Origin of the sequence: Kitasatospora sp. NPDC088861 (assembly GCF_044750105.1) — a bacterium.
Lineage (GTDB): Bacteria > Actinomycetota > Actinomycetes > Streptomycetales > Streptomycetaceae > Kitasatospora.
Map to the genome: position 1 here is coordinate 17600 of NZ_JBIVJF010000048.1, position 10420 is coordinate 28019.

The 10420-nt window shown below is 68.2% G+C and carries 11 protein-coding genes and 1 pseudogene; 8 read left to right on the forward strand and 4 right to left on the reverse strand.

Annotated features, from left to right (window positions below; all coding sequences use genetic code 11):
- Positions 1–79: 79 nt before the first annotated feature.
- The 5 genes from ACIP37_RS36580 to ACIP37_RS36600 all read left to right on the forward strand — a co-directional run bounded on the left by ACIP37_RS36580 (position 80) and on the right by ACIP37_RS36600 (position 3788).
- Positions 80–1543, forward strand: coding sequence for a DUF2971 domain-containing protein (locus tag ACIP37_RS36580; RefSeq protein ID WP_363589345.1), 1464 nt, complete (start codon positions 80–82; stop codon positions 1541–1543).
- A 188-nt stretch (positions 1544–1731) separates the two neighbouring features.
- Positions 1732–2064 carry a hypothetical protein gene (locus ACIP37_RS36585; protein ID WP_400812366.1) on the forward strand — a complete coding sequence of 111 codons (333 nt, stop codon included), beginning with the start codon at positions 1732–1734 and terminating at the stop codon, positions 2062–2064.
- 88 nt (positions 2065–2152) lie between these two features.
- The gene (locus tag ACIP37_RS36590; protein WP_400845315.1) at positions 2153–2983 is read left to right on the forward strand and encodes a DUF4279 domain-containing protein; all 831 of its coding nucleotides are present in this window, start codon (positions 2153–2155) and stop codon (positions 2981–2983) included.
- Positions 2984–2997: 14 nt separating this feature from the next.
- Entirely contained in the window at positions 2998–3327 is a 330-nt protein-coding gene (locus tag ACIP37_RS36595; RefSeq protein ID WP_363589341.1) for a hypothetical protein, read from the forward strand.
- Between the two features lie 65 nt (positions 3328–3392).
- Entirely contained in the window at positions 3393–3788 is a 396-nt protein-coding gene (locus tag ACIP37_RS36600) for a hypothetical protein (RefSeq protein ID WP_400812372.1), read from the forward strand.
- Positions 3789–4186: 398 nt separating this feature from the next.
- Here the strand turns inward: ACIP37_RS36600 and ACIP37_RS36605 are convergent, their stop codons facing one another.
- Genes ACIP37_RS36605 through ACIP37_RS36615 form a run of 3 tightly spaced genes read right to left on the reverse strand, consistent with a single transcriptional unit; the run spans position 4187 to position 7781 of the window.
- A complete protein-coding gene (locus tag ACIP37_RS36605) occupies positions 4187–4459 on the reverse strand; it encodes a DUF6262 family protein (protein WP_400812374.1) in 273 nt (90 codons plus the stop codon).
- Positions 4459–6663, reverse strand: coding sequence for a tyrosine-type recombinase/integrase (locus ACIP37_RS36610; protein WP_400812376.1), 2205 nt, complete (start codon positions 6661–6663; stop codon positions 4459–4461). The genes ACIP37_RS36605 and ACIP37_RS36610 overlap by 1 nt, the downstream gene beginning before the upstream one ends.
- Positions 6660–7781, reverse strand: coding sequence for a tyrosine-type recombinase/integrase (locus ACIP37_RS36615; protein ID WP_400812378.1), 1122 nt, complete (start codon positions 7779–7781; stop codon positions 6660–6662). The genes ACIP37_RS36610 and ACIP37_RS36615 overlap by 4 nt, the downstream gene beginning before the upstream one ends.
- A 362-nt stretch (positions 7782–8143) precedes the next feature.
- On the opposite strand from ACIP37_RS36615, the gene ACIP37_RS36620 reads away from it, so the two are divergent.
- Both ACIP37_RS36620 and ACIP37_RS36625 read left to right on the forward strand, forming a co-directional pair.
- The gene (locus ACIP37_RS36620; protein ID WP_400812380.1) at positions 8144–8326 is read left to right on the forward strand and encodes a hypothetical protein; all 183 of its coding nucleotides are present in this window, start codon (positions 8144–8146) and stop codon (positions 8324–8326) included.
- Positions 8323–8625 (forward strand): hypothetical protein, encoded by a 303-nt coding sequence (locus ACIP37_RS36625; protein WP_400812382.1) that lies wholly within the window; start codon positions 8323–8325, stop codon positions 8623–8625. The genes ACIP37_RS36620 and ACIP37_RS36625 overlap by 4 nt, the downstream gene beginning before the upstream one ends.
- 1180 nt (positions 8626–9805) lie before the next feature.
- On the opposite strand, the gene ACIP37_RS36630 is transcribed toward ACIP37_RS36625, so the two are convergent.
- The gene (locus ACIP37_RS36630; protein ID WP_363589329.1) at positions 9806–10054 is read right to left on the reverse strand and encodes a hypothetical protein; all 249 of its coding nucleotides are present in this window, start codon (positions 10052–10054) and stop codon (positions 9806–9808) included.
- A gap of 50 nt (positions 10055–10104) precedes the next feature.
- Between ACIP37_RS36630 and ACIP37_RS36635 the strand changes: the two are divergent.
- A pseudogene (locus ACIP37_RS36635) lies at positions 10105–10308 on the forward strand (hypothetical protein); the annotation flags it as partial.
- Positions 10309–10420: the final 112 nt, after the last annotated feature.

Below are 10420 nucleotides of genomic sequence, written 5' to 3' on the forward strand. Positions count from 1 at the left end.
CGATAATGGCATAGGGTGAGGACACCGGAAGGCCTGTCCCGAGGGGGGACCCGCCGGTTGAGCGACAGAAGAAGGTCGGATGTCCAGGTCACGGCAGGTGGGGACGCTCCAGGACTCCTTCGAGGCGTTCGGCGAGCACGGCGCCCGGAGGACAAAGCCGACGGAGACCGGCGATCTGTACCACTACACGAGCGCCGACGCGGCGATCACCGGGATCCTCACCACGGGGACGCTGCGCCTGGGCCCGTTCGAGTCGATGAACGACCTGTGGGAGGCAGACCCGTTCCCTCCCGTTCTCAGCGTCCACGAGGACGACCAGGCCGACGTCGATGCCGCCGGCTGGGTCTGGGAGGAGATCGACCGCAGCATCCGGCTGCACACCAAGGTCGCCTGCCTCACCCGGGACTTCGTCTTCCCTCCCTACACCCTCGACCCGAACGCGCTGCGCGGGTGGGCGCATCTGTCGCTGTGGGCCCACTACGCGGGCCGTCACAGCGGTATCTGCCTGCGGTTCGACCGCGACAGGCTCATCGCCGCCTTCGACCGCGCGGGAATCGACGACGACCTACGGTTCCACGGGCCGGTGTCCTACAACCTCATGGACAAAGCGGTCGACGCCCGGGGGTTCGACCTCGGGCAGGCCAAGGCCTTCGGGGTGGACGCCCTCGCCCGCGTCTACGCCCGGGACACGGCGGAGCAGCTCTTCTTCCGCAAGCACTACGACTGGTCGAACGAGAACGAATACCGCCTGATCCTGGTGGACCAGTCCCTCCAACACAACAGCATCGACATCCGCGGCGCGCTGACCGAGGTGGTCCTCGGCCACCGGTTCCCCGCCGGCCGTGTGGCGGCACTGCGGGAAGCCCTGCAGCGCTATCCGGACGTGGAGGTCGTGCGGCTGCTGCACCACAGCCGAACGCTGTCCCTCGTGCCCGAACTTCCGCCCCCGCCGCCGGAGGCGCCGTCGTCCATGGCCAAGGACCCCGCCACCCTGCTCGACCGGATCGCCGCCCTCGACACGGCCGAGGAGGAGGCGATGCGCCTGCGCTACGAGGCGATCGAAGACTTCTCCCACCTGATCAGCGAGATCAGTGCCGGGGCGACACGCATCGCCGCCGACCTCGACGCCTGGCCGCGGACCGAGGTGACCAGCGTCGACACCGCCACGGCCGTGCCCGACGGGCAGCGGCGCCGACGTTCTGGGGTCCCTGGAGAACGGGTCTACCTCGAACGAGGCCAGCGGATCAGCGTTCACCACGTACTCGGCACCCAGGAGACGCCCGACGAGGCCCGCGAACTCGCAGTGTCGGTCGCCTTCCAGGTCCTCGACCAGAGGCGGCTCCGCCTCCACGCGCAGATCGCCCTCTCCCGGCCGGGCGGTCCCTCCGAAGAGAGGTGGCGGTATCAGCAAGAGGCCGAAGCGACGCAGGCCAAGGCCGCCCTGGCCTCGATCCTCACCGAACTGCACAACGCCGCCCTCGCCACCCACACGGCCTTCGATGCCGCGCGGGGCCTGCCCGTCGAAACCGCGAACCAGGGCTGACAGCCGCCCCGGACGGCGGTACCTCGCTATCCGCGGAAGCCCGGGTACTGGCGCGAGAGCCCCGGCGAGTCCGCCAGTACCCGAACAGCTGAGGTACTGGCCCTCTCGGCGTCAACCTTGGACAGTTGGCGCGCCGCTGGTCAGGTGAACAGTCGTCACCCGACACCCGGGGCCGGTACAGCTTGACCATGATCACCACTGCCGCGTGGCGCCGCGCCACCACCGTCCTCGCCACGCTCGTCCTGACCGCTCTGCCGGCCGCAGGTCCCGCCTTCGCCGGCACCACCGCCCCCGCCGCCGCGGCGACAGCCACCCACCGCACGCTGCCCGAGCCCCCGCCCGTCGATGTCGCGCGCGATGAACTGGCCGACCTGACCGTGGCCGAGCCTCACTCCATGGAGGGCTACAGCCGTACCAAGTTCCCTCACTGGGCCACCCAGTACGGACAGTGCGACACGAGGGTTATCTGCACTGCTGGTTCCGGAGACTCACGGAAAGCCAGTGGCAGTACAGCAATGTAGCTGAAGATCGCTGTCTGAGGCACGTGAGGCACAGCAGCTCCGGAGAAACCTGCTGGCCAGGTGCGCGGTGACCTGTCATGGTGTCGCCGTGTCTGACGAATCGATAGAGCTGTCGCCGATGCCGGGCACGAAGTGGTCGGCTGGATCCCTGCGGATCACGAGCTGGACTGTCCGCGCGAGTGAGATCTCGGTGCGGCTGGGCATTACCCCTGATCACGAGTACGAGCGGGGAAGCCTCTCAAGTCCACGGAACCCACTCAGCCGTCGGCGTGGGGCCGCCGTCTGGATTCTCAAGAGTGGCCTGGACAACGACCGATGGCCAGAGGAGCACGTCGCCGAACTCCTCCGTCGTCTGGTCGGCAAGCACGACGAATTGGCGAGCCTGGCCGCCGACTGCAAGCTGGAGTTGTTCCTCGGCTTCGGCAGTGAGAGCGGCCAGGGCGGATGCGCTCTCCCCTCCGCGCTCCTTCGAGAGGCCGGAGACCTCGGCCTCGACATCGCGCTGGACCTGTACCCACAGGCACCCGACGACTATGCCGGTCCCGATGACGCGGCCGATGATCCTGACCGGCCCGACGCCGAGGCAGGATGGCACGGCCCCTTCTATCGAGTCCGCAACAACGACTTCGAGATCCGCTTCCTCCCGGATCCGCACGAGGATCTCGACGACGTCTGCAACACCGATGCCGAAGTCCTCCTCCCTGACGGATCACGGTGGGGCGCGACGATCCTGACCGTCGACGAAGTCGGCCGGCTGATGAATCGGTGGGACGGCACCGGAGAGGCCCTGGGTGGCAGGTACTTCTCATGCTCTGACGGCCTGATCGTCCGTTCCCCAGGCATCGCGGGAATGGTGGATGTGATCGTCGGGCTGCTGGAGGCTGGAGAACTCCAGCACACCTTCAAACGACTGGACTGATTGGCATCTGATGCATGATCTCGAACATGAACGAACCGGAACTGGACCTCCTCTCACGACTGTGGGAGGAGCACATTCGCGCGAGGTTCCCGGCCCATCTTCGTGGTCAGGACATCGAGGGCCAAGACATGGTGCTGCTGGACGCGGACACCGCTGGCTGTGTCTCCTCGTCACTGTCGGGGCCCCTTGATGAGAAGCGCCGCAGCATCCTCCTCGGGTGCCTTGGGGCCCTTGAAAAGGTCGTTCCGTCGATCGGTGATGAGGGCGGCGCGATCGAGTACTACGAGCGCTTGCGGGAGATGGCCGCGCTGGCAGTCGAGCTCGGAAATGCCAAGGCCGGGTAGTGTCCGGCAATTCGGGGTGGGCGCCCGTGTAGCCTGCCCGCTCGTTCGATTTGGGGGGCAGCTTTGTGATCCACCTTCCAGATGGGTCCTGGTGGGACTGGGACGTTGTCAGCGGGAACGCCGGTCGGCTGCGGCTGGGCGCCGGCCACGACCTGTCGTACCACCACGGCCTGGAGCTGGTCTTCAGCGACCCGGTCTTCGTCATATGTCCCGCTTCATTCCACGATCCGACGTTCCGCGAGCCGACACCCGCGGAGGCCCGGATCGTGTCTCGGCAGGTTGGTGAAACACCTGAGGTGTTGGTCGCCTTCGAGGCCGATGCGGGAGGACCTGAACCCGCCTCCGGCTTGATCGCGGCCCGGCAGCTCGACATCGTCCAGGGAACCGTCTTCCGGTACTGGCGCGAGAATCTGGAGGCTGGGGAACGCCTTGCCCCTTGGGTGCGTCCGCCGGAAGCATGACCGCGGACTCGTAGCCGGGTGGTGCTTCTGGCCAGCTATCTGGCCAGAAGCACCGGCGAGGTTGTGGGCTCCGGCGGCTATCGAGCCGAGCTTGGAACCGCTCGAATGGATCGTGTGAGGGCTCTACGGACCGCGGTGACCTCGTCTTCCAGCTCGACTGTGCGACGTTCGAGCCTTCCAGCTCGCGCGGTCTGCTCGGCAAGTTCGGAGATCAGGAGCGCGTTGTGGCTCTCCAGGTCCCGAATGCGGCGGAGAAGTTCGGTTCGCTGGACGTCGTCGATCTCAGCGCCGAGGGCGAGCCTGACCCGATCCTGGAGTCGGTCCCGTTCCGTCTTCAGGCCCTTGATCTCTTCGCGGGCGAGTGCGAGGTCGGTCTGCAGGCTGGCTTCGCTGACCCGTTACTTCGGGAGAATGGCTGCGGCCGGAATGCCGTGCCGGGCCTGTTCCTGGACGGCAGCTTGCACCGCCTGGTGGACGTCCGGACTGTTGTAGACGAACCAGGTGGAGACGGCGGCCTTGCGGGCCACGCGCGCGACCGTAATCCGCTCGCCTGCGGCGACGAGGCCGGCGACGGCGTCGAGGCTCCGCTTGGTCTTGGCCTTGCTGTCGGCGGTCCGTGCCTGCCGCAGCCGCTCTACGCGGGCCTCGCGGGCAACGGTCGTCGGATCCATCACGGGGCCCTCCTGATGTCCAGAGTGTCACCGGGGAAGAACGCCTGAGAGGCGCGGACCTTCCGCAGCTCCTTCGACGCCGCCTCCACCGCATCCCGTTCCTGCGGTGACAGACCAGCCAAGCGCTCGTCCATCTCGGCCAAGACCTTTGCGTATGCCTCCAGTTGGTGCTCGAAGTTCGCCAGCACCCAGTCCGCGGCGCCCATGGCCGTCGCTGCCTCCCGATCTGCTCGCAGATCGGCGATGGTCTGCTCCAGTGCCGGACGGTAGGAGGGGTCGGGCTCGTAGAAGTCGCAGCCGGCGCACTGAAAGCGGATGCGGCAGTGCCCGCCGCCGGCCTTGACGTTGCTGGGCTCGGTGCATCCTCCGTTCGGCACCGCCACGGATCGCAGCTCGTAGGCGAGCGGGTCGTTGGAGCCTCTCGGGTTCCCGTGACGGTCGGCGGCGAGTACCGCCACCGTTTCGACGGCCTTGCGACGCCGCTCCTGGGAGACGGTGTAGTAGCCCATGGTGACGTCGAGTGAGCGGTGGTCCATGAGCTTGCACAGCACGTCGATGGCGGTTCCGGCATCGGCGTGCCGCTGTGCGTAGGCATGTCGCAGGCCGTAGGCGATGGTCTCCGAACGGCGGTAGGGGACCTGGTCGCCGTTGTCGTCGAGGCGGTTGTCGAGGAGTTCGGGGATGCCGTCAACCCAGTCGCGGAAGACCCTGGCGGAGAAGTAGTGAGCGGTCAGGTACCTGACGCGGGATCTGCGTGTGGCTCCGGGTGCCGGGAAGAGCCACTCCTCGCAGCCCGGCATCTCCGGGAGACTGTCGCGGTGCTTCTGCCACTGCTGGATGTGCCGTGCGGTCTCCGGGCTGATCGGAAGGCGCCGGCCGTAACGTCTGCGTTTGCGGTTGTCGTAGATCAGGGACGGCTTGCCGTCGATCCACTGCAGACAGTCGCGCTTGAGCGAGGTGGCTTCCTCAGGACGGCGTCCGGTGTCGCGGATGATGCGGTAGACCTCCTGATACATGGCCGCGAAGTCGCCGGCTTGCCAGCCGGCGTGCTTGTAGGTGGATTCCGCGCCCATCAGGGGCAGGTACTGGTCGAGCCGCGCGATGACGTGTTCGGGGATCGCGCGGCCACTCTCGTCCTCGGTCATGTCGACGGCCTCGATGCCGTGCAGCTCGGGGCTGAGCGCGAAGACCCCCGGGATGTCGTCCATCAGGCCGGCCAGGCGCGCGTACTGAAGGAGTCGGCGCCACCAGCCCAGCATCGCCCTGCGCTGGGCCTGGGAGTAGGCGCTGCCGTTCTTTGGATTGCGGGCGATCTCGATGGCCTCGACAACAACGGTCATGTCGGCCAGGGCGAGCGCCTGCGGCCTCTCGGCGGCGGGCCTGGACGCCAGCGCGTTCGAGGCGAGCGCCGTGACGTTAGCCGTGCGCCTCAACTCCGACACGGTGGGCCGCACGGCTCGCCCGTACTCCTTAACGATCTCGCGCAGCCACCGTTGCCGGATCGGCCGGAAGTCCAGGTGCCCGCTGGCCGCGGGATAGCGGCGGTTCGGTGCGGACAGCAGCCCTACCAGCGCGCAGTCCCAGACGTCTCCGAGCGTCGGATCGACGCCGTCGTACTGAACGCGGGCCCGGCGGAGTCTGACCTGCATGTCGTTGACCAGGCTGTATGTGGTCTTGGGGAGGTGCGTGATGGACAACGGCATGCCGAGGTCCATCAGCGAGGACAGCCCTGGCGGGAGGTTGCGGACGATGCGGCGCATCAACGCGGGCACGACCGGGCGGTCCTCCTCGTCACGACGCTGAAGGCAGTAGAGGATCTCCGCCCGCACTGCTGTGGAGAGGTCCCCGAGAGCGCACTGTGACCGGCCCGGTTGCAGGCCATCCCCCACATTGGGCTGCCGCACCGCGGGCAGGGAGGGCGTGTGAGTCGTATCGAAGTCGGCCGGGTGACCGCGCCGTGCGCTGACAGCCCGACATGCTTCGCAGCGGGATGCTGGCGACTCGACCAGCACGCCGCAGGCCGTCACGCGGCAGGCGAAGGCCCGGGTCCGCGGGCTGTCCAGATCCGTGGTGAACAGCAGGCTGCCGGGATCCCACTCACCCGTCCGCCACTGGAGGTCGAGCCGGTCGGCGAGCCAGGCCGCCCAGTCGGTCCGTGCGACCTGGCTCGCGGGCAGTTCGGCGTAGTCGTGCGCGACGGTCATCGGATTCCTCCGGCTGCCACCAGATCGACTGCTGCACGCAGATCGTCGTCGCTGGCACGGAGGTAGACAGCCGTGCTGGCCGCGGAGACGTGACCGAGCAGAGTCTGCACCACGTCAGGGTCGATTCCCGCACGGATCCAGGCGCCCGCCGCTGTGTGCCGCATCATGTGCGGCCGGGCCCGGAACCCGCAACGGTTGCCGATCCGCTCGATGATCTGCTTGGCATTCGAATACGACATGGGCAAACCGGCATGGCGCGAGGCCAGATTCACGAACACGAAGTCGGATCCCGCGGCCTGCTGGACACCGTCGCGCTCAACGAGGTGGTCCCGGTAGGCGTTCACCACCCGCCTCTCGACGGGAACGTGCCGGTGCCTCCCCGATTTGGCGCGTGCACCGTTGCTGTTGTTCTGGCGGGGCCTGACGTGCACGTGCGCCCCGGCGATCTGGCAGCCCAGGTGCTGGGAGTCGGGCAGGAAGTGCATGTCCTCGCGCCGCAGGCCAAGCGCCTCGCCGATGCGCAGGCCGGTACCGAGGAGCAGCGCGAGCAGGAAGCGGTCGCGCGCGGTGCCGGCAGCCGAGAGGATCCGGTCGACCTGCCCGGTGAGTAGGACGGCGGGTGGCAGCTCGATCTCGGCTGCTTTCAGGACACGGGCGTTGACGCGTCGGAACTGTCCGTCTTCGCCTTCATTGAAGCCCTTCGGCGTGTACTGGAGGAACCGGGGCTCGCTGAGTGCGGACGCGACCTCGGGGGCCACGATGCCGGTCGCCGCACACCAGCGCAGGAACCCGCAGGCGGTGCCCACCACGGCATTGATGGTCGTACCGGTCGGCAGACGGAGGGTACGCGGGTCCGGCGTCTGCTCGATGTGGAACTTGTAGCGCGCCATCTCGCCGAGCGACACGGTCTTCCAGTCGGTGCCGCGTCCGGAACACCAGTTCAGGAACCGCCCGACGCGGGGCAGATAGTTCCGCTGAGTCTGCGGCGAGCGGTTCTTGGCGCGCAGGTGGATGGAGTACTCAAGGCTCTCCGGGTGAGGGATGTACGTCTCCTCGTCAACGAGGAGCCAGGTGACCGCCCCGGTGGCCGGGGATATCGCCTTCTCTGCTCTGAACATGCGGTGGTGCTCTCCTGCATCATCTGTGGATCTCGTCCCTCACCGTATGGTCGATATCAGCGAGGCACAGGGCGGCCTGCCCCTGTGGCCCACGTGGCACGGAGTCACGGAACGCATGCAGATAACCCGCGAGGTCGTCCTCCAGCGTGACGGCCAAGACGTCGTCCAGAACGACAAGTGCCAAGCCGTTTCCGGCACCTGGATGAGCCCGTACGACGGCAAGGCCTTCACCAACTCAAAGGATCTTGACGTCGACCACGTCGTGCCGCTCGCGAACGCCTGGCGCAGTCGGTGCCGATCTCTGGGACACGAGCACGAGGAAGGCGCTCGCGAACGACCTGGTGGAGCCTCAGCTGGTCTCGGTGTCCGCGGCCAGCAACCGCTCCAAGGGCGACAAGGGCCCGGACCTGTGGAAGCCGCCGCTGCGGTCGTACTGGTGCACGTACAGCAGGGCGTGGATCGAGGTGAAGAGCCACTACCAGCTCAACATCACCGCCCCCGAGAAGCAGGCCCTGTCCGACATGCTCGACACCTGCGACCAGTGACCGTCCCACCAAACGCCGAACGCCACCAGGCGCACGTGACCGCCGGACCCGGCGGAGTGATGACCGAAGAGGTCGGCTGCATCACCGGCGAGCTGACCGTCGTCACCACCGCCTTCCCGACCGGGCAGGCATGGGTCGCGGTCCAGACCCGCGGCGCCGACGAGTGGTACACCCTCACCGGCACCCCCACCCCCCTGCCCGCGGGTGAGTCCCTGGCCCACTACCACCAGCGTGTCCTCGACGCCGTCCGCACCGGCGGCGAAACCGTCGCACCGCCCGCGGCCGGCACCGGGCAGTAGGCCGTGATGCCGTCCCGGGGGGAGCCGCTCACCCCGGGACGGCGACGCCCACCCGCGCGTGCCCGCGACCACGCGTAGCAGCGCCCCGGCCCGCCGACGCCCCGACCGCCGCACCACGAGCCCGGTGGCCTCCACACCCTGCTCAGGGGATGGAGGCCACCGTCATGTTCCCGGCCGAAGTCACAGGTCGACGGGGATTGACCAGCCGACAGGGACGTGTAGAGTCCGCCAGTTTTAGCTTCTGTCGGCCTCTGGTTGCCATCGTGGTTTTCGGTCCCTGGAGCTACTTGACTGGCGTTCCTGACTTCCTACGTCCGGTGCCACGGACCCGCCCGGCCTTGCCCGGGGCGCCGCGTACACCAGAACGTCGCGTACGCCGCTGAGTCCGTGCCAGCCACGACTCGGAGGGAACCCATCATGACCACACGCTCTTCTCGGCGCCGGAACACGGCGCCGCGCACCGGCAGCACGAACAGGCCTCAGGCGGCGGGGCAGGAGCGGCCGGCCTGGCGTGATCCGAACCGGATGCTCGGTGCGATGCTGGCCAACGCCGGCTCCAGGCTGGCCGTCGCCACGCTGCTGTTCCTCGCACAGCATGTCGAGGTGACCTGGCACTGGCACCTGGGGACCGGTCCGCTGCCCGCTCGGGGGTCGGGCGCGGACCGGTCCCTCCAGAATGCGTGTGCAGGCAACGCGGCGCTCGATCAGGGAGTGTCGCCGGCCCAGTCCCAGCGGGACGGGTCCACGGGCCGGGGTTCGTAGTGGGACCGGCCGCCGGCACCGTAGGACCCAATCTCCGTGGAGATCTCGGTACTCGTGCCCCGGCCGGGGGCCGGGGTCGGGAACGTCGTGGTCAGCTCCGTAGACCCGGCCCAGGTGCGTGCCGTAGGACCAGATCTCGGGGAGGTGGCCCTCTGCAGCTTCTTCGGCGGCCTTCGCCGCGATGCGCAGGAACGTGGACAGCTTGTCGGCCGGGACGAGTTCTACCGCCAGCAGCGCCACTCCGACGGAGGCCTGGTGCGACGGGGGCAGGATGGCTCCGAACCCGCTCCTCCATGAGATCGGCGAGCGCACCGCGGTACCTGATGATGTCCATGCCGCCAGAAAGCACGGAGTCCTACTCAGGAGCTGGCGACCCGCCGGGCCTGAAACTAGTCGGACCACCATGCCCGGTGCAGCGTCATCTGGCCCGCGTCCGTTCAGCGATGGCCCCGCGCAGCCGGTCGGCGAGGTCGGCGCGCTTGGCGGGGGGGTACTCGAGGACGCCGTTGCCAAAGGCGAGGGCCTCGAACTGCTGCCGCTCGTAGGGCACGCCGTGGGGCGGGCGGGCGATGTGCCAGTGCAGGTGGCTGTTGCCGGCCTGGGAGCCGAGGGAGAACAGGTAGGTGCGCTCGCCGCCGAGGACGTCTTCGGCGGCGAGCGCGACCACGACCGGCGCGCGGTGGGGCTGGCCTCGCAGCCGTTCCTGGCAGCGGCCGGGCCGACAAGCGGTGGGTGGTGGAGCGGAGCCGCGCGTGGATGAACAGCTTCGGCAAGCTGCGGCGCTGCACTGAGGAACTCAGTCGCGTCGTGGACTTCCACCTCTGCCTGTCCGCTGCGATTGTCACACTGCGTATGCTCATCCGCCGCGCGACTGCGGGGATGGCCGCTCCACCACCAAGTGCCTGCGGTGACGCCTACTGACGGGTGTTCTTGGCTGTGGGCTGCGTCTTCTGGTTGTAGATCTCCTTGCCGTCTGCGTTGTAGGCATGGACGTAGGGGGCCGGGGGGAAGGAGTTCCGGTCGAGGCTGGTGG